This window comes from Streptomyces sp. ITFR-6 (assembly GCF_031844725.1).
Taxonomy (GTDB): domain Bacteria; phylum Actinomycetota; class Actinomycetes; order Streptomycetales; family Streptomycetaceae; genus Streptomyces.
This window is the reverse complement of record NZ_CP134612.1, coordinates 4,555,738-4,581,981: the sequence shown is the minus strand read 5'-3', so window position 1 is coordinate 4,581,981 and position 26,244 is coordinate 4,555,738. Positions and strand designations below refer to the sequence as shown.

Genomic DNA, 26,244 nt, shown 5'->3' with positions numbered 1-26,244 from the left:
TGACCCACGGCCGCGTCCCACATTTCCGCGACCGCGCTGCCCCGGAGGAGACGGGAAACATGTCTGCCTGCGTCCCCACTCGTCATGACCACTCATCCCGCAGCTCGCGACCTCCCCGGTCATCGGGGATCAAGCGACCTCACAGCCCGCCACCGCCGCATCGCGGCGGACGATTCCGCATCGCGGGCGCCGACGTGTCCGCATCGATCACTGTCTTCCTTCTCGCCGTCCCCATGTCGCTCGGCTTGGCCGTCGCCATGGATGCCCCGCTGGAAGCCGGCCTCATCTCCGCCGCAGTCGGCGGAATCGTCGCCGGTCTGCTCGGGGGCACCCCGCTCCAGGTCTCCGGACCGTCCGCCGGACTGACCGTGGTGACCGCCGAGTTGATCCAGATCTACGGCTGGCGCACCACCTGCGCGATCACCATCGGCGCGGGCCTGCTGCAGATCCTGCTCGGTTCGCTGCGCGCCGCCCGCAGTGCGCTCGCCGTCAGCCCAGCCATCGTGCACGGCACGCTCGCCGGCATCGGCGTGGCCATCGCGCTCGCCCAGCTGCACATCGTGCTGGGCGGTTCGCCGGAGAGCTCGGCCGTCTCCAACGCGCTCACGCTGCCGGCCCGATTGGAACAGGTGGTCCCGGCAGCACCGCTGATCGGCGGTCTGACCGTGGTGATTCTGGTGCTGTGGCCCCGGATGCCGGGGCGGCCCGGCCGCATCCTGCGACGGGTTCCGGCAGCCCTGGTGTCCGTGGCCGTCGCCACCGCTGTGGCGGCCATCGCGGCACCGTCCATCGCGCGGGTCGATCTGCCTTCCTGGCGTTCGCACGTCCTGCCCGAAATGCCACAGGGGCCTGTACTCGGCCTGGCCACCGCCGTGTTCACCATGATGCTGGTGGCGAGCCTGGAATCCATGCTCGCCGCTGTGGCCGTGGACAAACTGGCCGCGGACCGGAACAGCGAGCGGTCGGCCGATCTCCCCGAGCCCGGCTCGGGCCCGACGGCCACGCCCCCTTTGAAGCGCTCCGACCTCGACCGGGAACTACGCGCGCAGGGCATCGCCAACGCGGTGTCGGGGCTACTGGGCGGCCTGGCGGTCTCCGGCGGCGCGGTGCGCAGTTCGGCGAACGTACGGGCCGGTGCGACCAGTCGCGCCTCCACCGTGCTGCACGGTGTCTGGGTGCTGCTCGCCACCGGCCTGCTGGTCACCGCACTGGAGTGGATCCCGCTGGCCGCCCTCGGCGCGCTCGTGATGGTCGTCGGCATCCAGATGGTGAACCGCGCACACATCCGTAACGTCCGCAAACACCGCGAATTCCTGGTGTACGGGGCGACGATCAGCGGGGTACTGCTCTTCGGCGTCCTCAAGGGCGTGGCCATCGGGATCGCGGTGGCGGTGGCGGTCGCCCTGCACCGACTGGCGCGGACCAGGATCACGGTGACCGAGCAGGACGGCCGGCATCTGGTCGTCGTACGAGGCCAGTTGACGTTCCTCGCGGTGCCGCGACTCAACCGGACCCTGGGCCAGCTGCCCCAGAACGCGGATGTGCTCGTCGAGCTGGACGGCTTCTTCATCGATCACGCGGCGTACGAGATGATCCAGGACTGGAGCAATGCCCACGCCGCCCACGGCGGCCGGGTCGTCTTCTCCGGCAGGTCCGGCGGCCGGATCGCCGAGCCCCCCTCCGCGGCGCACTCCTGCTGCCGCCCCTGGACACCGTGGCGCAACCACCACTGCCACGACCGGCACGATCTCGCCGGGCCCACCTCGCCCGCCGGACCAACCGAACGGACCGGAACCGCCCCCGCGTCCGCCTCCGCCTCCGCCTCCGCCTCCGCCCCAGGCACGACGGACAACCCGGCACCGTTCCACCCGGCACCGCTCCACCCAGGCCCCATTCCCACCCCGCCCCCGTCGGACGGCACAGCCAGCACAGCCAGCACAGCCAGCACAGCCAGCACAGCCAGCACAGCCAGCACAGCCAGCACAGGCGACGCCAGCGGCACCGGGGGCGACACCGGCGGCACGGACACCACCGGCGCCGCCCCCGGCGGGCTGCCCCCCGCAGGCACCCAGCACGCAGGCACCCAGCACGCAGACACCAGGCCGCCGCCCGCTCTTCCGACCGACTACACACCCGATCACGACGCTGCCCCAGCACGCCGGACCGGCGGGCAGCGGCTGGTCAGCGGCCTCAGCTCGTTCCAGCGCAATACCGCACCCCTGGTTCGTGAGGAGCTGGCAAGGCTGGCCAGAGAGGGCCAGCGCCCCTCGCAGCTGTTCATCACCTGCGCGGACTCCCGCCTGGTGACGAGCATGATCACAGCAAGTGGTCCGGGTGACCTGTTCACCGTGCGGAACATCGGAAACCTGGTGCCGCCGCCGCACTCCGAGAGAGGTGACGACTCGGTGGGCGCGGCGATCGAGTACGCGGTGGATGTGCTGGGCGTGGATTCCATCACCATCTGCGGGCACTCCGGCTGCGGCGCGATGAACGCGCTGCTCGGTGCGGGGCCCGACACCCCGAACACCCCTCTGTGGCGCTGGCTGCGGCACGGCGTGCCCAGCCTGAAGCGGATGGCCTCCAAACGGCATGCCTGGGCCCGGATCTCCGGCCGGCTGCCCGCCGATGAGGTGGAACAGCTCTGCCTCACCAATGTCGTCCAGCAACTGGACCATCTGCGGGCCCATGTATCGGTGGCCCGACGCCTCGCGGAAGGCACACTGCAGCTGCACGGCATGTACTTCCACGTGGCTGAGGCCCAGTCGTATCTGCTGACCGAGGGAATCGGCGCGGGCCATGGCCTCGACGAGGTATTCGACCGGGTCGGGCCCTCTGCCCCGTACGATCCGTATGAACCGGCCGAGTTGGCACGTACCGGGGCCTGAACCGGGTACACCTCGGGTCCGTGAGACCGTGTGGGTCCCGCCTCCGCAGCGCCGTGCACCCTGCACCACCGCACGGCACCACGGCATTCTGCTCCACCCCGCCGCGGGGGCGGGACCGTGCCTCCATACACGAAACACAGGTCTAAACCAATTCCTGGCAGACACTTGTCACCCGGCCTTTGGCCTGATGAGCTATGCCCCGGGACACAACGGACACCCTGGGAATGGGAGATGTCGTGAGCAACGAAAGCCTGGCCAACCTGCTCAAAGAGGAGCGGCGGTTCGCACCGCCTGCCGATCTGGCCGCGAACGCCAACGTCACAGCCGAGGCGTACGAGCAGGCCGATGCGGACCGGCTGGGCTTCTGGGCCGAGCAGGCCCGCCGCCTGACCTGGGCCACGGAGCCGACCGAGACGCTCGACTGGAGCAACCCGCCCTTCGCGAAGTGGTTCGCGGACGGCAAGCTCAACGTCGCGTACAACTGCGTGGACCGTCACGTCGAGGCGGGCAACGGCGACCGCGTCGCCATCCACTTCGAGGGCGAGCCCGGCGACAGCCGCGCCATCACCTACGCGGAGCTGAAGGACGAGGTCTCCCGCGCCGCCAACGCGCTGACCGAGCTCGGTGTCGGCAAGGGCGACCGGGTCGCCGTCTACCTGCCGATGATCCCCGAGGCCGCCGTCGCGATGCTGGCCTGCGCCCGCATCGGCGCAGCGCACTCGGTGGTCTTCGGCGGCTTCTCCGCCGACGCGATCGCGACCCGTATCCAGGACGCGGACGCGAAGGTCGTCATCACCTCCGACGGCGGCTACCGGCGTGGCAAGCCCTCCGCGCTCAAGCCCGCGGTCGACGACGCCGTCTCCCGTATCGACAGCGTCGAGCACGTCCTGGTCGTCCGGCGCACGGGGCAGGACACCGCCTGGCACGAGGGCCGCGACGTCTGGTGGCACGAGATCACCGCGCGGCAGTCCGCCGAGCACACCCCCGAGGCGTTCGAGGCGGAGCAGCCGCTGTTCATCCTCTACACCTCGGGCACGACGGGGAAGCCGAAGGGCATCCTGCACACCTCCGGCGGGTACCTCACGCAGGCGGCGTACACGCACCACGCGGTCTTCGACCTCAAGCCGGAGACGGATGTCTACTGGTGCACCGCCGACATCGGCTGGGTGACCGGACACTCCTACATCGTCTACGGCCCGCTGGCCAACGGTGCGACGCAGGTCATGTACGAGGGCACGCCCGACACCCCGCACCAGGGGCGCTTCTGGGAGATCGTCCAGAAGTACGGCGTGAGCATCCTCTACACGGCGCCGACCGCGATCCGGACGTTCATGAAGTGGGGTGACGACATCCCCGCCAAGTTCGACCTGAGCAGCCTGAGGGTCCTGGGCTCGGTCGGTGAGCCGATCAACCCCGAGGCGTGGATGTGGTACCGCAAGCACATCGGTGCCGACACCTGCCCGATCGTGGACACCTGGTGGCAGACCGAGACCGGCGCGATGATGATCTCGCCGCTTCCCGGGGTCACCGCGACCAAGCCGGGCAGCGCCCAGCGCGCGCTGCCGGGCATCTCCGCGACCGTCGTTGACGACGAGGCCCGTGAGGTGCCGGACGGCGGGGGCGGCTACCTCGTCCTGACCGAGCCGTGGCCGTCGATGCTCCGCACCATCTGGGGCGACGACCAGCGGTTCCTCGACACCTACTGGTCGCGCTTCGAGGGCAGGTACTTCGCGGGCGACGGTGCCAAGAAGGACGAGGACGGCGACATCTGGCTCCTCGGCCGCGTCGACGACGTCATGCTGGTGTCCGGGCACAACATCTCCACCACCGAGGTCGAATCCGCCCTCGTGTCGCACCCGGCTGTCGCCGAGGCTGCCGTGGTCGGTGCCGCCGACGAGACGACCGGCCAGTCCATCGTCGCGTTCGTGATCCTGCGCGGCACCGCAACCGCCTCCGAAGAACTGGTGGCGGAGCTGCGTAACCACGTCGGCACCGCGCTCGGCCCGATCGCCAAGCCCAAGCGGGTCCTGCCGGTCGCAGAGCTGCCGAAGACCCGCTCCGGCAAGATCATGCGCCGCCTGCTCCGCGACGTCGCGGAGAACAGGGAGCTCGGAGACGTCACCACCCTGACCGACTCCTCGGTCATGGACCTCATCCAGACCCAGCTCCCCTCGTCCTCCTCCGAGGACTGAGATCTCCTCCAAGAGGTCGAGATGAGCTGAGCTGAGCTCACCGAAGGGCATCCGGCAGCGCGCCGGATGCCCTTCGGGCATTTAGGGTGAAGATCACCGCTTACAGCCCCGTACGCCCCGGGTACAGTGGCAGCTGGTCAAACAAAATGACAGGAACAATCTCCAAAGGGTGTGCCGGGAAGTCTGGTCGGCAAGTGCATCAGCCATGCCGTCGCTGCCGTACCGACCCGGAGGTCCTCTCTCGTGGCCGCGCCCACCCCCGCCCCCCGCCGCACCTTCCTGGGACGCCAGTCGCTCCCGGAGCGGAACTACCTCACCGACGCGCTGCGTACCGAGACCGTCGGCGGAGTCATCCTGCTGGTCGCCGCGGTGGCCGCGCTGATCTGGGCGAACACCCTCGGATCGAGCTATACGACCGTCAGCCACTTCCACTTCGGGCCCGCCGCGCTCGGTCTGCATCTGTCCGTGGCGCACTGGGCGGCCGACGGACTGCTCGCGATCTTCTTCTTCGTCGCGGGGGTCGAACTCAAGCGCGAACTCGTCGCGGGTGAACTGCGCGACCCGAAGGCCGCCGCCCTCCCGGTCGTCGCCGCGCTCTGCGGCATGGCCGTGCCCGCGGTGGTCTACACACTGGTGACGGTGCTCGGCTCCGGTTCCACCAGCGGCTGGGCCGTCCCCACAGCCACCGACATCGCCTTCGCGCTCGCCGTCCTCGCGGTCATCGGCACCTCGCTGCCGTCCGCGCTCCGTGCGTTCCTGCTGACGCTCGCCGTCGTCGACGACCTGTTCGCGATCCTGATCATCGCGGTGTTCTTCACCGAGAACATCAACTTCGCCGCGCTCGTCGGTGCCTTCGCCGGTCTGGCCGTCTTCTACCTGCTGCTGCGGCTGAACGTCCGCGGCTGGTACGTCTACGTACCGCTCGCCCTGGTCATCTGGGGGCTGATGTACAACAGCGGGATCCACGCCACCATCGCCGGGGTCGCGATGGGCCTGATGCTGCGCTGCACCAGGCGCGACGGCGAGGAGCGCCCCCCCGGTGAACGCATCGAGCATCTGATCCGCCCGCTGTCGGCGGGTTTCGCCGTACCGCTGTTCGCGCTCTTCTCGGCCGGGGTCTCTCTCTCGGGCGGCGCGGTGGCCGGCGTGTTCACCCACCCCGAGACGCTGGGTGTCGTGCTGGGGCTCGTGGTCGGCAAGACGGTCGGGATCTTCGGCGGTACGTGGCTGGCCACCCGGTTCACCAGGGCGGAGCTGAACAAGGAGCTGGCCTGGGCCGATGTCTTCGCGGTCGCCTCACTCGCCGGAATCGGCTTCACCGTCTCGCTGCTGATCGGCGAGCTGGCCTTCACCGACGCCGACATGATCAACGAGATCAAGGCGTCGGTTCTGCTCGGCTCCCTGATCGCCGCCGTACTCTCCGGTGTACTGCTCAAACTCCGGGTACGCAGATACCGGGCGCTCACCGACGCGGAGGAGCACGATGAGGACGAATCCGGGGTACCGGACGTCTATGAACAGGATGATCCGGCGTACCACCTGCGGATGGCGGCGATGTACGAGAAGAAGGCGGCGGAACACCGCCGCCTTGCCCAACTGGCGGGGGCAGCGAGCAACAAGCCGGACAGTCCGGCATGATCTGACATCGGACGTGTTGAACAGGAGAGGGAGTCAGGCATGAGCGACCCCGGCAATTACGCGGGCAGCGCCGACCGCAGTCTCGGCCAGCTGGTCGCCTCGGCGACGGCTGAACTGTCGGCGCTGGTACACGACGAGATTGCCCTGGCCAAGGCCGAGGTGCGACAGGACGTCAAGCGTGGAGTCATCGGCAGCGTGGCGTTCATCGTCACGGGTGTGCTGATCCTCTTCGCGATCCCGGTGCTGAGCTTCGCGGCCGCGTACGGGATCCACAACCTGGGGCTGGGGCTCGCCTGGTCGTTCCTGATCGTGGGTGGCGCGTTCATCCTGCTCGGGATCCTGCTCGCGCTCTTCGGCTACGCCAAGTTCAAGAAGGTCAAGCCGCCGGAGAAGTCCATCGCGTCGGCGAAGCGGACCGCCACCGTCCTCCAGGGCGTCAAGCCGCACCCCCGTCCGGGCATCGCAGCGGACGCGATCCTTCCGGCGGGCGGCAGCACACTTGCGGACAAGGCCATCGAGAACAGTCCTGTCCAGGACAAGGCGCCGGTTGTGGCACGCTCATCTACATGACGGTCCCCGATTCCAGCGCATTCGGCCCAGTAGGCCCGGACGACCGGGCGGGCCACGCAGGGCCGGACGGCCCCCTGGCAATCCCTTCCGCCACACCGCCCCCCCGGGCCTCGGTGCCGTTCACCGGCCCGCTGGGCCCTGCGGCCGGGTCCGGCGGGCCTGTCCGCCTGGACGGCCCCTGGACGCACCGGGATGTCGCGGCGAACGGCGCCCGCTTCCACATCGCTGAAATGGGTGAAGGGCCGCTGGTCCTGCTCCTGCACGGCTTCCCGCAGTTCTGGTGGACCTGGCGCCACCAGCTGCCCGCACTCGCGGAGGCGGGGTTCCGGGCAGTGGCGATGGACCTGCGCGGCGTGGGCGGCAGCGACCGTACGCCGCGGGGTTACGACCCGGCCAACCTGGCGCTGGACATCACCGGCGTGATCCGCTCGCTGGGCGAGCCCGATGCGGCGCTGGTCGGCCACGACATGGGCGGCTACCTGGCCTGGACGGCGGCGGTGATGCGGCCGAAGCTGGTGCGCCGGCTGGTGGTCTCCTCGATGCCGCATCCGAGGCGGTGGCGCTCCTCGATGCTCTCCGACTTCGCGCAGTCCCGCGCGGGCTCGTACATCTGGGGCTTCCAGCGGCCGTGGGTGCCTGAGCGTCAGCTCGTGGCGGACGACGCCGCGTTGGTGGGGCGGCTGATCAACGACTGGGCGGGGCCGCGGACCGCGGAGTTCCCGGACGACGCGACGGTGGACGTGTACCGGCGCGCGATGTCCATCCCGTCGACGGCGCACTGCTCGGTCGAGCCGTACCGCTGGATGGTGCGCTCGCTGGCCCGCCCCGACGGCATTCAGTTCAACCGGCGCATGAAACGGCCGGTGCGGGTACCCACGTTGCACCTGCACGGTTCACTCGATCCGGCGGTACGCACCCGGAGTTCTGCGGGGTCCGGCGAGTACGTCGAGGCACCGTACCGTTGGCGACTTTTCGACGGTCTGGGGCACTTTCCCCACGAGGAGGATCCGGATGGATTCTCGGCCGAACTCATCAGCTGGCTCAAGGATTCAGAGCCCGACCGCTAGCCCACGGGCACACCCGTCCGACGAACAGCCACTTGCCTGACGCATACGCCAATTGGCTGACGGATAGGCGGTTACCGACCATGAGCCACGGGCAGACGTCCGGGTATGGGCTGGACGCACGACTTCAGTGACGCAGCACGCAATCGTCGCTCGACCGCCACGGCGGGTCCGGGCACTCATGAGGGGGGCGGCCGCCAGGGCCGGGTGCACGCTATGCATGTTCTGCATGATCCCCGTCTCGGCATTCCGCGCATCCTCCGCCGCCGGGCCCGCTGGGTCTCGGCGCGGCTGCGCCACCCGCGCGGATGATGACCTCCCCGCCTCCCCGGACGGCCGCGCGGCCGCCGCGGACGACCTGCCGGTCCCCCACCGGCAGGCTCTGAGCGCACCGCCCGGCGGCGGGGCCTGTCGGGGCTTCCCGTACCCGGCTCCCGGGAGCCGTTCCCTCCCGGACAGGGTCTGGAGCGCGCACGCCGGACTGTCGACGACAGGGTCTAGAGCGCGCACGCCTGACTGTCGACCTGCTGGTTGGCGGTTCGCCCCTGCTCGATGTCGTCGCGGATCTCATCGGCCGTCAGCGCGTAACCGGTGTTCGGGTCGTCGAGCGACTTGGCGAAGACGACTCCGTACACCTTGCCTTCCGGGGTGAGCAGCGGTCCGCCGGAGTTCCCCTGGCGGACCGTCGTGAAGAGCGAGTACACGTCACGGCGGACGGTGCCCCGGTGGTAGATGTCCGGGCCGTTGGCGTCGATGCGGGCGCGGACGCGCGCGGAACGTACGTCGTACGCGCCGTTCTCCGGGAAGCCCGCGACGATCGCGCTGTTGCCGGTCGAGGCGTCGTGGTCGGTGTCGGTGAAGCCGAGCGGCTTCGCGTCCAGGTCCGGGACGTCGAGTACGGCGATGTCGCGCCGCCAGTCGTACAGGACGACCTTCGCGTCGTACAGCCGTCCCTGGCCGCCGATCTGGACGGTCGGCTCGTCGACGCCGCCGACGACATGGGCGTTGGTCATCACCCGGCGGTCGGAGAAGACGAAGCCGGTCCCTTCGAGGACCTTGCCGCAGCTCGGGGCGGTGCCGACGACCTTGACGATGGACTTCTTGGCACGGGCGGCGACCGGGCTGCCCGCGAGCGCCGGGTCGGGGGCCCTGACCTCGGTGATCGGCTCATTGGCGAACGGGCTGAAGACCTGCGGGAAGCCGTTCTGCGCGAGGACCGAGGAGAAGTCCGTGAACCAGGTGGAGGCCTGGGGCGGCATCACCCGGGAGATGCCGAGCAGCACGGAGGAACTGCGCACCTCCTTGCCCAGGGTCGGCAGCGAGGTGCCGGCCAGCGCGGAGCCGATCAGCCACGACACCAGGAGCATCGCCACGACGTTGACCAGTGCGCCGCCCGTCGCGTCGACGGCGCGCGCGGGCGACCACGTGATGTACCGGCGGAGCTTGTTCCCCAGGTGGGTGGTGAAGGCCTGCCCCACCGAGGCGCACACGATCACGATGACGACCGCGACCACGGCCGCCGTCGACGAGACCTCGGAGCCGTCCGTCAGCTGGTCCCACAGGACCGGCAGCAGATAGACGGCGACGAGACCGCCGCCCAGGAACCCGATCACCGACAGGATGCCGACGACGAACCCCTGGCGGTATCCGATGACCGCGAACCACACGGCGCCGGCCAGCAGCAGGATGTCCAGCACGTTCACCGTCTATAGCCTCACAGATTCGTCACCGGGCGCGTACGTCTCTCCAGGTCCGGGCGGGCGGCCCGGAGCAGTGGAGCACGGGGAGTCAGCCTGTCATGCGCGCCAGTCGAGCGGCACCTGCTTGGCTCTGTCCCAGGGGCGCTCCCAGCCCGCGAAGTGCAGAATCCGGTCGATCACACCGGCCGTGAACCCCCATACGAGTGCCGATTCGACCAGAAACGCCGGGCCTTGGTGCCCGCTCGGGTGGACGGTCGTGGCCCGGTTGGCCGGGTCCGTGAGATCTGCCACGGGGACGGTGAAGACCCGCGCGGTCTCCCCCGGGTCGACCACCCCCACCGGGCTGGGCGCACGCCACCAGCCGAGGACCGGCGTCACGACGAAGCCGCTCACCGGAATGTAGAGCCGGGGCAGCACGCCGAACAGCTGCACACCGTGCGGATCGAGGCCCGTCTCCTCCTGGGCCTCCCGCAGCGCGGCCCTGAGCGGCCCCGTCGTCGTCTGGTCGCCGTCCTCCGGGTCCAGGGAGCCGCCGGGGAAGGAGGGCTGCCCGGGGTGCGAGCGCAGGCTTCCCGCGCGCTCCATCAGGAGCAGTTCGGGCCCCCGCGCACCCTCGCCGAACAGGACGAGGACGGCCGACTGGCGTCCCGCTCCGCTCTCGGGCGGCAGGAATCGGCTGAGCTGCCTCGGTTCGACGGTGCGCGCGGCGCGGGCGACGGGGTCCAGCCAGCGGGGCAGGCCCTCGGTGGTGACAGTGATCGAGGCCTCTCCACCGGACCCCGGCGCGGGCGCGGGCGACGCGGCGGCTGCCACCGCGTCGGCCGACGCGTCCGTGCTGTGTTCATGCGTCCTCATGGGCACCCCTCGTCTCACAACGCCTGTCGTCACGCATTTCGTTCCGCAGCGGCGCCTCGGATCATTCGGCACCCAGGGCGGGGGCGGGTGCGCCCGGGTAGTCCGGCGGCGGGCTCAGCCGCTGCCCGGGGCGGCCCCCCATCTCGTACTTCAGAAGCTTCCGGGCCTTCTCGGGATCCGTCTCGCCCTCTCCGTACGAAGGACAGAGCGGGGCGATCGGGCAGGCACCGCAGGCGGGCTTGCGGGCGTGGCAGATGCGGCGCCCGTGGAAGACGACGCGGTGCGAGAGCATCGTCCACTCGCTCTTGGGGAAGATCGCCGCCACATCGGCCTCGACCTTCACCGGATCCTCCTGGTCGGTCCACTTCCAGCGGCGCACCAGTCGTCCGAAGTGGGTGTCGACGGTGATCCCGGGCACTTTGAAGGCGTTCCCCAGTACGACGTTGGCGGTCTTGCGGCCGACGCCCGGCAACGTCACGAGGTCCTCCAGACGGCCGGGCACCTCCCCGTCGAAGTTGTCCCGGAGGGCGGTGGACAGGCCCATCAGCGACTTGGTCTTGGCGCGGAAGAAGCCGGTCGGCCGAATGATCTTTTCCATTTCCTCCGGGACCGCGGCGGCCATGTCCTCGGGGGTGGGGTAGGCGGCGAAGAGCGCGGGAGTGGTCTGGTTGACCCTCAGATCGGTCGTCTGAGCGGAGAGGACCGTGGCGACGAGGAGCTCGAAGGCGTCCCGGAAGTCCAGCTCCGGGTGGGCGTAGGGGTAGAGCTCGGCCAGCTCACGGTTGATCCGGCGGGCCCTGCGCACCATGGCCAGATGCGATTCCGGCTTGGTGTCCGCCTTGGGCTTGGGCTTGGCGTCCGCCTTGGGCTTGGGCTTGGGGGTCGACTTCGGCTTCGGGGTGGCCTTCGAATCCAACTCCGACTCCAGCCCCGACTCCGACTCCAGCTCCCGCCCCGTCATCGAGCCCGTGCCACTCTTTGATCCCACCCGTTTCGCCGTCCTCACCGGTTCCGCCGTTCCCACCCGTTTCATCCGTCCAGCCGGGCTTTTTGTCGCATTTTTCGCTCCACTCGCGGCCTGTTCGCCCACAGCGGAATCGTGGCCCTCCGACACCCCATCAGCCCCCTTGGCCTGCGCTCTCACCGGCGTTCCGGACACCCGGCCAGCCTAGAGCCAGGCACTGACATCCGCCCCGGTCACCGATGATCCACCCCCAATCGGCCCCCCTGCCGTACGTCTCGGCACGCGCGTGCGTCAAACTGGTTTGTGATTGATCGCACTGTTTTACCGTCCGGCATGATGGGGACCACGGTTCCCTGAACAGGCCGACAAGGAGAGAACTCGTGGACGACGTTCTGCGGCGCGCCCCGCTTTTCGCGGCGCTCGATGACGAGCAGGCCGCGGAGCTCCGCGCCTCGATGAGTGAGGTGACCCTCGCGCGCGGCGACGCGCTGTTCCACGAGGGTGACCCGGGTGACCGCCTCTATGTGGTCACCGACGGCAAGGTGAAGCTCCACCGCACCTCGCCCGACGGCCGCGAGAACATGCTGGCTGTCCTCGGCCCCGGCGAGCTGATCGGTGAGCTGTCGCTCTTCGACCCGGGCCCGCGCACCGCCACCGCCACCGCGCTGACCGAGGTGAAGCTCCTCGGCCTCGGCCATGGCGACCTCCAGCCCTGGCTGAACGTGCGCCCCGAGGTGGCCACGGCCCTGCTGCGCGCCGTCGCACGGCGCCTGCGCAAGACCAACGACCAGATGTCCGACCTGGTCTTCTCCGACGTGCCGGGCCGTGTCGCCCGTGCGCTCCTCGACCTGTCGCGCCGCTTCGGCGTCCAGTCCGAGGAAGGCATCCACGTCGTGCACGACCTGACGCAGGAGGAGCTGGCCCAGCTGGTCGGTGCCTCCCGCGAGACGGTCAACAAGGCCCTGGCCGACTTCGCCGGCCGCGGCTGGCTGCGGCTGGAGGCCCGCGCCGTGATCCTGCTCGACGTGGAGCGGCTGGCCAAGCGTTCCCGCTGACCCGTCGTCGTACGCAACGCCCGAGGGGCCCCGCAGAACATGGCGAATTCGAGGGGTCGTTGCAACACGTGGTCGGTTGTTCAGGCCGCGGGTAGTTTATGCAGGTGCTCGGCTGGGGTTTCCCAGCCGAGCGTTTTGCGTGGGCGGCTGTTGAGTTCGGCGGCGGCGGCGTCGAGGTGGTCGCGGCTGTGGGTGGCGAGGTTGGTGCCTTTGGGGAAGTACTGGCGGAGCAGGCCGTTGGTGTTCTCGTTCGAGCCGCGTTGCCAGGGGCTGGCGGGGTTGCAGAAGTAGACCGGGATGTTGGTGGCGATGCTGAAGGCGTGGTGGGCGGCCATCTCGGAGCCCTGGTCCCAGGTGAGGGACCGCAGCAGGTGGGGCGGCGGTGTTTTCACGGTGTCGGTCAGGGCGTCGCGCATACTTTCGGCGCTGTGGTCGCCGGGCAGGTGGACCGGCATCAGGTAGCGGGTGCTGCGTTCGACGAGGGTGCCGATCGCCGATCCGCTGTTCTTGCCGATGATGAGGTCCCCTTCCCGGTGGCCTGGGACGGCCCGGTCTTCGGCCTCTGCCGGGCGGTCGCTGATCATGACCATCGGGGTCGTGAAGCGGGGCTGGCGTTTGGCTGCCTGGCGGTGGGGGCGGCGGCGGGCGCGGCCGGTCCGCAGGGCCCGGGTGAGTTCGCGCCGTAGTTCGCCGCGTCCTTGGACGTAGAGGGCTTGGTAGACCGTCTCGTGGGTCACGTGCGTCTCCGGCCGGTCGGGGAACCGTCTGTGGAGAGCGTGGCAGATCTGCTCGGGGCTCCAGCGCAGGGTCAGGTGGTCCTGGATGAAGTCCCGCAGTTCGGGGTTCTGGCCGATCTTCCCCGCCTTGGGGCGGGGCCGGCGGGTATCGGCGCGGGCCTGGGCGGCGTGCGGCCGGTACTGACCGTTGCCGGGGTGCCGGTTGCGGCGTATCTCACGGCAGACTGTCCACGGGCTGCGGCCCAGCTCGGCGGCGATCGCGCGGACCGTGGCCTTCTCCCGCAGCCGGTCGGCTATGTGGATACGGTCGGCCTCACGCAGGTAGCGGGACGGGCCAGAAGACGGCGCATCCTGGTGGACCGGAGGCGCCGCCTTCTTCTTGCCGATGTGCGCGTGTGACCCGTCGCGCCACTTCCTGCCGGTCCGCAGGTTGATACCGACGATCCGGCAGGCTTCCCTGCTGCTGCAGCCCTGCTGCATGAGCTGGAAGTATGCCGCCCGCTCACGGGTCAGCTTCCGTGGCCCCTGCGGCCCCCGGTCCTTGCGTATCTCGAAGTCCATCGCATCCCCTGAGCTGGGGTGTTGCAACGACCACTAGAACTCAAGATACCGGCAGGGCCCCTCGCGTACGTCACAGCGCAGGGCCCGTAAGAACCGGCGGAGCCCCTCCGTACGTCACAGTGCAGGGGCCCGTCAGAACCGGCGGGACCCCCTCAGTTCCTCACAGCGCAGGGCCCGTCAGATCAGCCCGTGCTCCCGCAGGTACTCCAGCTGCGCCCGCACCGAGAGCTCCGCCGCAGGCCACAGCGACGGGTCCACCTCCGCGTACACGTGCGCCACCACCTCCGACGATGTCCGGTACCCGGCCTCCACCGCCGTCTCCACCTGAGCCAGCCGGTTCGCGCGGTGCGCCAGGTAGAACTCGACGGCGCCCTGAGCGTCCTCCAGCACCGGCCCGTGCCCCGGGAGCACCGTGTGCACCCCATCGTCGACCGTCAGCGAACGCAGCCGCCGCAGCGAGTCGAGGTAGTCCCCGAGACGCCCGTCGGGGTGCGCCACCAGCGTCGTCCCGCGGCCGAGGATCGTGTCCCCCGTCAGCACCGCGCGGTCGGCGGGCAGATGGAACGAGAGCGAGTCGGCGGTGTGGCCCGGGGTCGGCACCACGTACATCTCCAGCCCGCCGGTCGTGATCACGTCACCCGTGCCCAGGCCCTCGTCCCCCAGCCGCAGCCCGGGATCGAGCGCGCGCACCTTCGTACGGGTCAGCTCCGCGAACCGCGCCGCGCCCTCCGCGTGGTCGGGGTGGCCGTGGGTGAGGAGCGTGAGCCCGATCCGGCGGCCCGCGCGCTCGGCGGTGTCGATGACGGCCCGCAGGTGGACATCGTCCAGCGGGCCCGGATCGATGACCACCGCGAGGTCGGAGTCGGGCTCGGCGACGATCCAGGTGTTGGTGCCGTCCAGCGTCATCGGAGACGCGTTGGGCGCGAGGACGTTGACCGCACGGGTGGTGGCGGGGCCGGAGAGCACTCCGCCGCGCGGCTGTCCGGGCAGCGCTGCCGCGTCGCTCATGCCGCCCCACCGCCCGTGACGCTCGTTCCGCCGGTCTCGCCCGCGCTGTCGTTGCCGCTTCCGCCGGTCTCGCCCGTGCTGCCCCCGCCGCCCGCCGGGATGTGTTTGGTGAACTCCGCGTGCCCCGGCCAGCTCAGTACCAGCTCGTCGCCCTCCAGACGCGCCTGTGCGAGTACGGGAGTGAGGTCCTGGGCCGATGACGCCTCCAGCGCCTCAGCGGCGGTGGCGTGGACCCTGAGCCCGCGCAGCGTCGAGACCGTCGGCGGCATCATCAGCAGTTCGCCGCGGTCGTAGCCGCCGGCCGCCTCCCCCGGACCGATCCACACCGTCCGGTCGGCCTCCGTGGAGGCGTTACGGGTGCGCTGGCCCGCCGGGAGCGCGGCCACGAAGAACCAGGTGTCGTAGCGGCGCGGTTCGAACTCCGGAGTGATCCAGCGCGCCCACGCGCCGAGCAGATCCGAGCGCAGGACCAGTCCGCGGCGCTCCAGGAACTCCGCGAACGACAGCTCCCGTGCGACCAGCGCCTCGCGATCGGCCTCCCAGTCCGCGCCGGTGGTGTCCGAGACGACGGTGTCCGGGGTCGGGCCCGCGAGCAGGACGCCCGCCTCCTCGTACGTCTCCCGGACCGCCGCGCAGAGGATCGCCTGCGCCTCGGCGGGGGTGCCGACCCCGAGCCGCCGCGCCCAGCTCTCCGGCGCGGGCCCGGCCCAGCCGACGAGCCGGTCGTCGTCGCGCGGGTCGACCCCGCCACCCGGATAGGCGTACGCCCCTCCGGCAAAGGCCATCGACGTGCGCCGGCGCAACATGTGGACAGTGGGCCCGCCCCCGGTACCGGCGACGGCGTCCCGGAGCAGCATCACGGTGGCGGCCCGCCGGGGCGTGGCGGCCGTCAGTTCGCCGGTGGCGAGGGCCCGGATCCGGTCGGGCCATTCCGGTGGGTACCACTGACCATTGGACATGGCCGGAGGCTATCCGGAACCGCGAGGATGTTCGAGGGGGCCGAGATCCGTACATGTCCCGTACACAGATGATCGCCACCGGCACAACGACAACCGGCCCCCGCACACAGAAGATCCCGCCCGGTCGTCGTGACCGGACGGGATCGGAGGAAGTCGGCTACGTCGGCGCAGCCGGCGACGTCAGCGTCGGGAGGGGACCGGCTCAGACCCCGGTCAGTTCGACCTGGATCTCGACCTCGACCGGTGCGTCCAGCGGCAGCACCGCGACGCCCACGGCGCTGCGCGCGTGCACGCCCTTGTCTCCGAGAACGGCACCGAGCAGTTCACTCGCACCGTTGATCACGGCGGGCTGGCCGGTGAAGTCGGTGGCCGAGGCGACGAAGCCGACGACCTTCACGACACGCGCGATCCGGTCCAGGTCGCCCGCGACCGACTTCACCGCGGCGAGCGCGTTGAGGGCGCAGGTCTTCGCCAGCTCCTTGGCCTCGTCGGGCGTGACCTCCGCGCCGACCTTGCCGGTGACGGCGAGCTTGCCGTCCACCATCGGCAGCTGGCCCGAGGTGTACACGTACACCCCGGACTGCACGGCCGGCTGGTACGAGGCCAGCGGCGGCACGACGGCCGGCAGGGGCAGTCCGAGCTCGATGAGCTTCGCCTCGACGACGCCCGCCACTACTGCTTCTCCCGCTTCAGGTAGGCCACGAGCTGCTCGGGGTTGTTCGGGCCGGGAACGACCTGGACCAGCTCCCAGCCGTCCTCGCCCCAGGTGTCCAGAATCTGCTTGGTCGCGTGCACGAGAAGGGGCACGGTCGCGTATTCCCACTTGGTCATGGCCCGACTGTAATGCCTGTGCAATCCACGAGACGCGCAGCCTCGTGCGTAGCCTGCGGTACGACTGGTTAGGCTCGAATACGTGAGCAGGTTCCAGGTCGTCAGCGGCAAGGGCGGTACCGGTAAGACCACGGTCGCCGCCGCCCTCGCGCTTGCCCTCGCGACCGAGGGCAAGCGCACCCTCCTCGTCGAGGTCGAGGGCAGACAGGGCATCGCCCAGCTCTTCGAGGCGGACTCCCTCCCCTACGAGGAACGCAAGATCGCCGTCGCACCGGGCGGCGGGGAGGTGTACGCCCTCGCGATCGACGCCGAGCGCGCCCTCCTCGACTACCTCCAGATGTTCTACAAGCTCGGCAGCGCGGGCCGGGCGCTCAAGAAGCTCGGCGCGATCGACTTCGCCACCACGATCGCGCCCGGCGTCCGGGACGTCCTGCTGACCGGCAAGGCCTGCGAGGCGGTGCGCCGCAAGGACAAGCAGAACCGGTTCGTCTACGACTACGTGATCATGGACGCGCCGCCGACCGGCCGCATCACCCGCTTCCTCAACGTGAACGACGAGGTGGCGGGGCTGGCCCGGATAGGCCCGATACACAATCAGGCGCAGGCCGTGATGAGGGTGCTGAAGTCGCCCGAGACCGCGGTCCATCTGGTGACCCTCCTGGAGGAGATGCCGGTCCAGGAGACCGCCGACGGCATCACCGAGCTCCGGGCGGCCGAGCTGCCGGTGGGCCGGGTCATCGTGAACATGGTGCGCCCGCATCTGCTGGACGAGGACGCGCTGCGCACCGCCGCGGGCGGCCGCCGCAAGGAGATCGCCAAAACGCTCACCCGGGCCGGCGTGACCGGCTCCGCGGCCCTCGTGCGCCCGCTGCTCGCGCAGGCCGCCGAGCACGCCCAGCGGGTCGAGCTGGAGCGTGAACAGCGCGCGGTGCTGGCAGGCCTCGGACTTCCGGGGTACGAACTCCCGCTGATCGGTGAGGGTGTGGACCCGGCCGGACTGTACGAGCTCGCGACGGAGCTCCGTAAGCAAGGCGTGGGCGAAGGGGCGGCGGGACAAGGAGTGGGTTCATGACATCGGACAGGAACCACGACGCGAGCAGCGACCGCGACGGCGGCGGCGGCGGCAACCACGCCGGTCCCTCGGCGGCGACCGCCCCCGCCCTGGACACCGACGCCCTCCTCGACGACCCGGACATCCGGATCATCGTGTGCTGCGGCTCGGGCGGTGTCGGCAAGACCACGACCGCCGCGGCGCTCGGCGTACGCGCGGCCGAGCGCGGCCGCAAGGTCGTCGTCCTCACCATCGACCCGGCCCGCAGGCTCGCCCAGTCCATGGGCATCGACTCGCTGGACAACGTCCCCCGCCAGGTGAAGGGCATCGAGACCCGGGGCTCCGGCGAACTGCACGCCATGATGCTCGACATGAAGCGGACCTTCGACGAGATCGTCGAGGCGCACGCGGACGGTGAGCGGGCCCGCGCGATCCTGGAGAACCCCTTCTACCAGTCCCTGTCGGCCGGCTTCGCGGGCACGCAGGAGTACATGGCTATGGAGAAGCTCGGTCAGCTCAGGGCGCGCGAGGAGTGGGACCTGATCGTCGTCGACACCCCGCCGTCGCGTTCCGCGCTTGATTTCCTGGACGCGCCGAAGCGGCTCGGCTCGTTCCTGGACGGGAAGTTCATCAAGCTGCTGATGGCCCCGGCCAAAATGGGCGGCCGGGCCGGGATGAAGTTCCTCAATGTGGGCATGTCGATGATGACCGGGACACTCGGGAAGCTGCTCGGTGGCCAGTTCCTGAGGGACGTACAGACCTTCGTCGCCGCGATGGACACCATGTTCGGCGGGTTCCGCACCCGCGCCGATGCCACGTTCAAGCTGCTCCAGGCACCCGGCACGGCGTTCCTCGTCGTCGCGACGCCGGAGCGGGACGCGCTCCGCGAGGCGGCGTACTTCGTGGAGCGGCTGGCCGCGGAGGACATGCCGCTGGCGGGACTGGTCCTCAACCGGGTGCACGACAGTGAGGCCGCCCGGCTCTCGGCCGGGCAGGCGCTGGCCGCCGCAGAAAATCTTGATGCGGCCGGCATTGTGGATCAGGGGGCCGGGAAGGCTGGACTTCGTGAGCCCGCCGACTCCCCCGCGGCCGGGATCGCACAGACCACAGACACCACTGGAGCCGTCACCCCCGACCTGTCCGAGCACGCCTCGGAGCACGAACACGAACACGAGCACAACCATGAGCACGAGCCCGCCGACGTACCAGAGGCCACACCGAAGGCCGGCGCAGACAGAGACGCAGACAGAGACGCAGACGCAGACGCGGATACCTCCGCTGCCCCGGCTGTCTCCGTCGAGCAGCTGACCGCCGGTCTGCTGCGTCTGCACGCCGAAAGGATGCAGGTGGTCGCGCGCGAACAGCACACACGCGACCGTTTCACCGCGCAGCATCCCGAGGTGGCCGTGACGGCGGTGGCCGCGCTGCCCGGAGATGTGCATGACCTCGCAGGGCTGCGAGCCATCGGGGACCGGCTCGCGACCGGTTCCGCGCCGGCCGGGGCTGCCTAGCCACCTCGTAAATCCGCCGTGCGCGTCGGTATCCGAAGCACACGTCATCCGTAGTAGACGTCGGCATCCGTAGTAGACGTCGGCCGTAGCTGTGGACGTCGGCCGTACGAGACGTCGTCCCCCACTCCACCTCGTCCGAAGTCCACGTCGTCCGAAGTGCACGTCAGGGACCCCGCCCGCACCACGTGGTCCGCACCGCGGGGCCGGACCGCTCACCCGCCGTCCCGGGGTTACCCCACGGCGGCGAGCGTCTCGTGCAGCTCGTCGTCCTCCAGCCCGATCGCCACGGGCAGGATGCCCGTGGACCGCTCGTACTCACTGCGTGCGGTCTCCAGCAGCCGGCGCCAGGACGTGACGGTCGGACGCCTGCGCAGCAGTGCGCGGCGCTCCCGCTCGGTCATCCCGCCCCACACGCCGAACTCGACGCGATTGTCCAGCGCATCGGCCAGGCACTCGGTCCGCACCGGACATCCGGTGCACACCGCCTTGGCCCTGTTCTGCGCTGCCCCTTGTACGAACAGTTCATCCGGATCGGTAGTGCGGCAGGCTGCCTGCGCACTCCAGTCGGTTACCCAGCCCATCCCGGCGCCGTCCTCTCCCGAATCGAGGCTCCCCCACGGCGACAGCGGCATATTCACCGCTGCCAGTTGAGGACGTTACGGAAGGTGGCGACAGCACAACACCCCCTTCGGGCCCAATCTTGAATGGCCCGAACGGACTATGCGTATGCGGCAGATCACCCAGGGGAGTGAGGTGAGGACATCCGCGACTATCCCGAGAGAATCGGGACAGACCATCTGAGACACAACGGACGTTCGATGACACACGAGGCGTTTTCGGGAGCGCCTGAATCGTGGTCGGGCCATCCACAGGGTCATGCAGGGGGGTTGATACGAAACCGGACTGCTGTGACAGTTGAGAGCAGCTTAGGCCAAGGCATATACGTGTGTCCGGCGAATGAGAACGTAGGCTGCCCCCATGCCAAAGAAGCGCTCGGGCGGGGGTCTCACGACGACCCAGCAGGCCGCCAAGTTCCTCGGTGTCGCCGCACTCTCCGGAGTGGTCCTGGCGGGCATCGCGCTGCCGGCCGCCGGAGCACTGGGTCTCGCCGCCAAGGGGACGGTCGACGGGTTCGACGAGATCCCGGCCAATCTGAAGACGCCGCCGCTGATGCAGCGAACCACCATTCTGGACAACAAGGGCGGCCAGATCGCCACGGTCTACTCCCGCGACCGCACCGTTGTGCCGCTGAAGGACATCTCGCCGTACATGCAGAAGGCGATCATCGCGATCGAGGACGCCCGCTTCTACGAGCACGGCGCGGTCGACCTCAAGGGCATCCTGCGCGCGATGAACCGAAACGTTCAGTCGGGCGGGACCGCGCAGGGCGCGTCGACCCTCACCCAGCAGTACGTGAAGAACGTCTTCGTCGAGGAGGCGGGCGACGACCCGGCCAAGGTCGCCGAGGCCACCCAGCAGACGCTCGGCCGCAAGGTCCAGGAGCTGAAGTACGCGATCCAGGTCGAGGAAGAGCTCGGCAAGAAGAAGATCCTGGAGAACTACCTCAACATCACGTTCTTCGGACAGCAGGCGTACGGGGTCGAGGCGGCCTCGCAGCGCTACTTCTCGAAGTCGGCGAAGGACCTGAAGGTGGAGGAGGCGGCGCTGCTGGCCGGCATCGTGCAGTCGCCCAGCCGCTACGACCCCGTGAACGACACGGAGGAGGCGACCAAGCGTCGCAACACCGTGCTCCAGCGGATGGCGGATGTCGGGGACATCTCGAAGGCCGAGGCCGCCAAGGCTCAGGCGACGCCGATCAAGCTGAAGGTCAAGCGGCCGCAGAACGGCTGCATCACCGCGGTCAGCGGCTCCGGCTTCTTCTGCGACTACGTACGGCAGATCGTCACGGGCGATCCCGCCTTCGGGAAGACCGCGAAGGACCGCGCCAAGCTCTGGGCGACCGGCGGTCTCACGATCAAGACGACGCTCGACCCGCGCTCGCAGGCCGCCTCCAACGAGGCCGCGACCTCCCGGGTCAACAAGGACGACAAGATCGCTGACGCGGTCGTGCAGGTGAAGCCGGGTACGGGCCAGATCACGGCGATGGCCCAGTCCCGCCCGTACGGACTGGACCAGTCCAAGCACCAGACCGTGCTGAACCTGAACGTCGACCACAAGATGGGCGGCAGCTACGCCGGCTTCCAGGTCGGTTCGACCTTCAAGCCGATCACCGCGGCGGCGGCCCTGGAGAAGGGGATCAGTCCGGCGCAGGACTTCACCTCCGACCACCAGATCTCGCTGCCCGGCGAGAGCTTCCGGACCTGCGACAACCGGCCTGCCGACAACCGCCCCTGGGAGGTGTCGAACGAGCTGGAGACGGAGAAGGGCACCTTCGACATGACCAGCGCGCTGGGCAAGTCGATCAACACCTACTTCGCGAAGCTGGAGCAGAAGGCCGGTCTCTGCGAGACCCTCTCGATGGCGGACAAGGTCGGCTACATCCGCGGCAACAACAAGCCGCTGCAGCCCGTCGCCTCCACCACCCTCGGTGGCCAGGAGTCGACGCCGCTGGCGATGGCCTCGGTGTACGCCACCTTCGCCAACCGCGGCAAGTACTGCTCCCCCATCGCGATCCTCTCGGTGACGAAGCCGGACGGAAAGCAGATCGGCGTACCGAAGTCGAAGTGCACGCAGGCCATGAGCGAGCACACCGCGGACACCATCAACCAGATGCTCAAGGGCGTCGTGGCGGACGGCACCGGGCAGCAGGCCGGTCTCAGTGACCGTGACAACGCGGGCAAGACCGGTACCACCGACGAGCGCAAGAACGCCTGGTTCGTCGGCTACACGCCGAACCTGTCCACGGCGGTGTGGGTCGGCAGTGACGGTGCCAAGCAGATCCCGATGAGCAACATCACCATCGGCGGTCAGTACTACGACGACGTCTGCGGTGGCTGTCTGCCCGGTCCGATCTGGAAGACCGCGATGACCGGCTCCCTGAACGCCTCCGAGACGCCGGCCTTCAACGCGGTGGACGTACCACGGGCGAAGCCGAAGGAAGACAAGGGCAAGAAGGACAACGACAAGAAGAAGCCGGGCGACGGCGACGACAAGCCCGGCGGCGACAGCCCCTTCCCCGGCATCAGCATTCCGCCGGACCTGATCGGCGGCAACAACGGCCACGGCCGCGGCCAGGGCAACAACGGCACGCAAGGTCCCTGACCTGCCGCAGTAGCGGTCGCGGTGTTCTGGACATGAAGGTGGGGCGCCCCCGGGCCGGGGGCGCCCCACCTTCATGTCCAGAACACCGCGACCGGCAACGGGACCGCTGGACGCACTGGCCCCACAGACTCCGCAGACCCCACAGCGCCACCCGGGCGGCCGGGCCCGGCCGCCCGGGTGACTCCCGAGGCCCGGTCTCAGCCCGCGAGGAGCTTCTTGACCTGAGCGGCCACCCGGCCGCCCTCCGCACGCCCCGCGACCTTCGGGTTCACGATCTTCATGACGGCGCCCATCGCACGCGGCCCCTCGGCGCCGCCGGCCTTCGCCTCATCGACGGCGGACGCCACGATCGCGGCCAGCTCTTCGTCGCTCAGCTGCTGCGGGAGGTAGGCGTCGAGCAGCTCGCCCTCCTTCTTCTCCCGCTCGGCCTGCTCGGTCCGGCCGCCCTGCGAGAAGGCCTCGGCCGCCTCGCGACGCTTCTTCGCCTCCCTGGCGATCACCTTCTGCACCTCGTCGTCGGAGAGTTCGCGGGCCGACTTGCCGCTGACCTCCTCCTTGGTGATCGCGGTGAGGGTCAGTCGGAGCGTGGACGAGGTCAGCTCGTCGCGCGCCTTCATGGCCGTGGTGAGGTCTTCCTTGAGCTTGGACTTGAGCGTGGTCATGTGGTGATTGTGGCAGGTGCGGGGCGCCCGCCGCCCGCCGGTTTTCCCGTGGACACGAACCGTCTGCGACGATGGGCGCATGCGCGCACGCTACGGAGTACCCCTGAAAATCGCGGCGGTCACCGCCGCGGCCGGCGCCGCCGGTCTCGCCTACGCAGCCGGATTCGAGGCCCGCTCGTTCCGCCTGCGAAGGGTCACCGTCCCCGTACTCCCGCACGGAGCACGTCCGTTGCGCGTGCTGCAGATCTCCGACGTCCACATGGTGAGCGGCCAGCGGAAGAAGCGCGCCTGGCTGCAGTCACTCGCGGGCCTGCGGCCGGACTTCGTCGTGAACACCGGCGACAACCTCTCCGACCCGGAGGCGGTACCGGAGCTGCTGGACGCACTGGGCCCGCTGATGGAGCTCCCGGGCGTGTACGTCTTCGGCTCCAACGACTACTACGGGCCCAAGCTCCGCAACCCCGTCCGCTACCTCTTCGAGAAGACCGCGGGCAAGCACGGTCTCAACGGGAACGCCCCGGCGGTCAACGTCGTCCACAACCCGTGGGAACCCATGCGGGACGCCTTCGACGAGGCGGGCTGGCTGAACCTCTCCAACACCCGCGGCCGCCTCAAGCTCGACGGCCTGGAGCTCGCCTTCACCGGCCTCGACGACCCGCACATCAAGCGCGACCGCTACGCGGAGGTCTCGGGCGGCCCGGAGACGGGCGCCGACCTCTCCATCGGCGTGGTCCACGCCCCCTACCTGCGCTCCCTGGACGCCTTCACCTCGGACGGCTACCCGCTGATCCTGGCCGGCCACACCCACGGCGGCCAGCTCTGCATCCCCTTCTACGGAGCCCTGGTCACCAACTGCGACCTGGACACGGACCGCGTGAAGGGCCTCTCCTCCCACTCGGTGGACGGCAACCGCGCCTACCTCCACGTCTCGGCCGGCTGCGGCACCAACCGCTACACCCCGGTCCGCTTCGCCTGCCCTCCCGAGGCGACACTGCTGACCCTGACGGCCCGGGACGTGTAACCCCTCGCGCATCCCCCGCTCACCTTCCCCCTCCGGCCCTCGCGCGTACCCCAACAGACCTACCCCACCCCGGTACCCCTCACCCACAACTCGATCGGGATAAAAACCGGATTTCGTCTCCGGCCGCAGGTGGGCTAAAGTAATCGATGTCGCCGGGACACTGGCGGCGATCGGGGTGTAGCGCAGCTTGGCAGCGCGCTTCGTTCGGGACGAAGAGGTCGTGGGTTCAAATCCCGCCACCCCGACAGCCGTAAGACCAGGTCAGGGGCCTGATCCACTTTGTGGATCAGGCCCCTGAGTGGTTTCCGGAGGCGCCTGGGGAGCCGTTTAAGAGCCGACTTCGGATTCCGGCTCCCGTATCGGCGCCCCCGTTGCCAGAGCCCGCCACTACCGTCACTGGGGACAGTTCCCCCTTGAAGCTTCCCCTCGATCGTGGACACCTGGAAACTGGGACTTGAGGTTACAGAGGAAATAGCACCAGGTGGGAAGCGATTACACGAAGCGGTACACCGAGGAGTTCAAGCGGGACGCGATCGCGCTCGTCGACTCCTCGGGTGAGACGGTCACCGCGGTCGCCCGGGAGCTGGGCATCAGCTCGGAGCCCTTGCGCGGTTGGTACCGCCGGGCCAAAGCCGACCGGGGCGAGGGCGCCCCGGGCGAGCTGACCAACGCCGAACGCGACGAACTGCGCCGGCTGCGCAAGGAGAACCGCGAACAGCGGCAGACGATCGAGATCCTGAAAAAATGACCGCCTTCTTCGTGAAGGAGAACGATGGGTGAGCGAGTTGTACCGGTTCATCCATGCGGAGAAGGCGAACTGCCCGATCCGCCTGCTGTGCCGGGTCCCGCATGTGGCCCGCTCCTCCTGCTACGCCTGGCGCGAGGGCGTAGCCGCCCGTCGCAGGCGCCAGGCCGCCGACGACGCACTCGCGCACGAAATCACCGTGCCGCACCTCGCCTCCCACCGTACCTACGGTGTCCCGAGCGTCCACGCCGAGCTGCGTCGCCTCGGGCGGCCGGTGAACCGCAAGCGTGTAGCCCGCGTGATGCGCGAGCGCGACATCCGTGGCGTCACCCGCCGCGAGCACCGCTCACTGACCCGGCCGGACAAGAAGGCGAAGCCGGCCCCGGACCCGATCGGCCGCGACTTCACGCCGATACGCCCGGAACCGTACTGGTCGGCGACATCACCTACCTGCCCACCGCCGAGGGCCGGCTCTACCTCGCCTGCCGGCTGGACCTGGCCACCCGCGAGGCCGTCGGCTGCTCGATGGCCGACAACCACCGCGCCGAACCCGTCGTCGACGCACTCGACATGGCCTGCGGCCGCGGCGGACTGCAACCCGGCTGCGTGATCCGCAGCGACCGCGGCAGCGAATACACCTCGACCCGATTTCGTGCTTGATTACGGGAGTTGGGACTTCGCCAGAGCTGCGGACGCACCGGATCCCGCTTCGACAACGCCGCCGCAGAGAGTTTCTGGGCCCTGCTCAGAGAAGAGTCGGCACCCGTGTCCGGCCCGACCGGATCACCGCCCGTGCCGACGTCTTCGACTTCATCGAGACGTTCTACAACCGCCGCCGTCTACGCGGACACAAGATCTTCGGCTGCCTCACCCCGGCCGAGACCCGGCAGCGGCACACCCTCGCGGCATGACCATCGAGTGTCCAAGATCACGGGGAAACTTCACTTGGCCGATGTCGGCGCGATGAATTCAATACACCGGCGAGGACCCACCCTTTGTTTTGTTGACGTCGT

23 protein-coding genes, 1 tRNA gene and 1 pseudogene are annotated in these 26,244 nt (G+C 69.5%); 15 read left to right on the top strand and 10 right to left on the bottom strand.

Annotated elements, in window-relative coordinates:
- Nucleotides 1–59: 59 nt before the first annotated feature.
- The 6 genes from RLT59_RS20760 to RLT59_RS20735 all read left to right on the top strand — a co-directional run bounded on the left by RLT59_RS20760 (nt 60) and on the right by RLT59_RS20735 (nt 8,661).
- Nucleotides 60–2,885 carry a SulP family inorganic anion transporter gene (locus RLT59_RS20760; protein ID WP_311304772.1) on the top strand — a complete coding sequence of 942 codons (2,826 nt, stop codon included), beginning with the start codon at nt 60–62 and terminating at the stop codon, nt 2,883–2,885.
- 194 nt (nt 2,886–3,079) lie between these two features.
- Nucleotides 3,080–5,077: an acetate--CoA ligase gene (gene acs / locus RLT59_RS20755; protein WP_311304771.1), complete on the top strand. Its 1,998-nt coding sequence runs from the start codon at nt 3,080–3,082 to the stop codon at nt 5,075–5,077.
- A gap of 243 nt (nt 5,078–5,320) precedes the next feature.
- On the top strand, nt 5,321–6,715 hold the full coding sequence (gene nhaA, locus RLT59_RS20750) for a Na+/H+ antiporter NhaA (RefSeq protein ID WP_311304770.1): 1,395 nt from the start codon (nt 5,321–5,323) through the stop codon (nt 6,713–6,715).
- Between the two features lie 39 nt (nt 6,716–6,754).
- Nucleotides 6,755–7,285 (top strand): phage holin family protein, encoded by a 531-nt coding sequence (locus tag RLT59_RS20745; protein WP_311304769.1) that lies wholly within the window; start codon nt 6,755–6,757, stop codon nt 7,283–7,285.
- Entirely contained in the window at nt 7,282–8,352 is a 1,071-nt protein-coding gene (locus RLT59_RS20740) for an alpha/beta fold hydrolase (RefSeq protein WP_311304768.1), read from the top strand. Before RLT59_RS20745 ends, RLT59_RS20740 begins: the two co-directional genes overlap by 4 nt.
- A gap of 105 nt (nt 8,353–8,457) precedes the next feature.
- Nucleotides 8,458–8,661, top strand: coding sequence for a hypothetical protein (locus RLT59_RS20735; protein ID WP_073733596.1), 204 nt, complete (start codon nt 8,458–8,460; stop codon nt 8,659–8,661).
- A gap of 185 nt (nt 8,662–8,846) precedes the next feature.
- Here RLT59_RS20735 and RLT59_RS20730 read toward each other — a convergent pair whose 3' ends face one another.
- From RLT59_RS20730 to nth, 3 genes are all read right to left on the bottom strand, one after another.
- Nucleotides 8,847–10,052 (bottom strand): MarP family serine protease, encoded by a 1,206-nt coding sequence (locus tag RLT59_RS20730; protein ID WP_311304767.1) that lies wholly within the window; start codon nt 10,050–10,052, stop codon nt 8,847–8,849.
- A gap of 93 nt (nt 10,053–10,145) precedes the next feature.
- A complete protein-coding gene (locus tag RLT59_RS20725) occupies nt 10,146–10,904 on the bottom strand; it encodes an NUDIX hydrolase (protein WP_311304766.1) in 759 nt (252 codons plus the stop codon).
- A 61-nt stretch (nt 10,905–10,965) separates the two neighbouring features.
- Nucleotides 10,966–11,865 (bottom strand): endonuclease III, encoded by a 900-nt coding sequence (gene nth, locus RLT59_RS20720; protein WP_311307802.1) that lies wholly within the window; start codon nt 11,863–11,865, stop codon nt 10,966–10,968.
- A 383-nt stretch (nt 11,866–12,248) separates the two neighbouring features.
- On the opposite strand from nth, the gene RLT59_RS20715 reads away from it, so the two are divergent.
- Nucleotides 12,249–12,923: a Crp/Fnr family transcriptional regulator gene (locus RLT59_RS20715; protein ID WP_024490688.1), complete on the top strand. Its 675-nt coding sequence runs from the start codon at nt 12,249–12,251 to the stop codon at nt 12,921–12,923.
- A gap of 80 nt (nt 12,924–13,003) precedes the next feature.
- Here RLT59_RS20715 and RLT59_RS20710 read toward each other — a convergent pair whose 3' ends face one another.
- The 5 genes from RLT59_RS20710 to RLT59_RS20690 all read right to left on the bottom strand — a co-directional run bounded on the left by RLT59_RS20710 (nt 13,004) and on the right by RLT59_RS20690 (nt 17,019).
- Complete coding sequence (locus RLT59_RS20710) at nt 13,004–14,140, bottom strand: IS30 family transposase (protein ID WP_399126794.1); 1,137 nt, start codon at nt 14,138–14,140, stop codon at nt 13,004–13,006.
- A 258-nt stretch (nt 14,141–14,398) separates the two neighbouring features.
- Nucleotides 14,399–15,229, bottom strand: coding sequence for an MBL fold metallo-hydrolase (locus tag RLT59_RS20705; RefSeq protein ID WP_311304764.1), 831 nt, complete (start codon nt 15,227–15,229; stop codon nt 14,399–14,401).
- Entirely contained in the window at nt 15,226–16,188 is a 963-nt protein-coding gene (locus RLT59_RS20700; RefSeq protein WP_311304763.1) for an NUDIX hydrolase, read from the bottom strand. The genes RLT59_RS20705 and RLT59_RS20700 overlap by 4 nt, the downstream gene beginning before the upstream one ends.
- Nucleotides 16,189–16,390: 202 nt before the next feature.
- Complete coding sequence (locus tag RLT59_RS20695; protein ID WP_311304762.1) at nt 16,391–16,861, bottom strand: RidA family protein; 471 nt, start codon at nt 16,859–16,861, stop codon at nt 16,391–16,393.
- Nucleotides 16,861–17,019, bottom strand: coding sequence for a Sp36 family protein (locus tag RLT59_RS20690; RefSeq protein WP_003991873.1), 159 nt, complete (start codon nt 17,017–17,019; stop codon nt 16,861–16,863). Before RLT59_RS20690 ends, RLT59_RS20695 begins: the two co-directional genes overlap by 1 nt.
- Before the next feature lie 82 nt (nt 17,020–17,101).
- On the opposite strand from RLT59_RS20690, the gene RLT59_RS20685 reads away from it, so the two are divergent.
- Together RLT59_RS20685 and RLT59_RS20680 are read left to right on the top strand one after the other, a co-directional pair.
- Nucleotides 17,102–18,091 (top strand): ATPase BagA, encoded by a 990-nt coding sequence (locus RLT59_RS20685; RefSeq protein WP_311304761.1) that lies wholly within the window; start codon nt 17,102–17,104, stop codon nt 18,089–18,091.
- Nucleotides 18,088–19,581, top strand: a complete 1,494-nt coding sequence (locus tag RLT59_RS20680) for an ATPase BagB (RefSeq protein ID WP_311304760.1) — start codon at nt 18,088–18,090, stop codon at nt 19,579–19,581. The genes RLT59_RS20685 and RLT59_RS20680 overlap by 4 nt, the downstream gene beginning before the upstream one ends.
- Before the next feature lie 230 nt (nt 19,582–19,811).
- Here the strand turns inward: RLT59_RS20680 and RLT59_RS20675 are convergent, their stop codons facing one another.
- On the bottom strand, nt 19,812–20,162 hold the full coding sequence (locus RLT59_RS20675; protein ID WP_185092287.1) for a WhiB family transcriptional regulator: 351 nt from the start codon (nt 20,160–20,162) through the stop codon (nt 19,812–19,814).
- A gap of 397 nt (nt 20,163–20,559) precedes the next feature.
- Here RLT59_RS20675 and RLT59_RS20670 point away from each other — a divergent pair, with 397 nt between their 5' ends.
- Complete coding sequence (locus RLT59_RS20670; RefSeq protein ID WP_311304759.1) at nt 20,560–22,803, top strand: transglycosylase domain-containing protein; 2,244 nt, start codon at nt 20,560–20,562, stop codon at nt 22,801–22,803.
- Nucleotides 22,804–23,000: 197 nt separating this feature from the next.
- Here the strand turns inward: RLT59_RS20670 and RLT59_RS20665 are convergent, their stop codons facing one another.
- On the bottom strand, nt 23,001–23,465 hold the full coding sequence (locus RLT59_RS20665; protein ID WP_311304758.1) for a GatB/YqeY domain-containing protein: 465 nt from the start codon (nt 23,463–23,465) through the stop codon (nt 23,001–23,003).
- Nucleotides 23,466–23,544: 79 nt separating this feature from the next.
- Between RLT59_RS20665 and RLT59_RS20660 the strand changes: the two genes are divergently transcribed.
- The 5 genes and pseudogenes from RLT59_RS20660 to RLT59_RS39390 all read left to right on the top strand — a co-directional run bounded on the left by RLT59_RS20660 (nt 23,545) and on the right by RLT59_RS39390 (nt 25,891).
- Nucleotides 23,545–24,486, top strand: a complete 942-nt coding sequence (locus RLT59_RS20660) for a metallophosphoesterase (protein WP_311304757.1) — start codon at nt 23,545–23,547, stop codon at nt 24,484–24,486.
- 171 nt (nt 24,487–24,657) lie between these two features.
- Nucleotides 24,658–24,731: transfer RNA gene (locus RLT59_RS20655), tRNA-Pro, on the top strand.
- A 236-nt stretch (nt 24,732–24,967) separates the two neighbouring features.
- Entirely contained in the window at nt 24,968–25,234 is a 267-nt protein-coding gene (locus RLT59_RS20650) for a transposase (protein ID WP_311304756.1), read from the top strand.
- Nucleotides 25,235–25,262: 28 nt separating this feature from the next.
- A pseudogene (locus RLT59_RS39395) lies at nt 25,263–25,559 on the top strand (IS3 family transposase); the annotation flags it as partial.
- 101 nt (nt 25,560–25,660) lie between these two features.
- Nucleotides 25,661–25,891, top strand: a complete 231-nt coding sequence (locus tag RLT59_RS39390; RefSeq protein WP_399126937.1) for a DDE-type integrase/transposase/recombinase — start codon at nt 25,661–25,663, stop codon at nt 25,889–25,891.
- Nucleotides 25,892–26,244 lie beyond the last annotated feature (353 nt).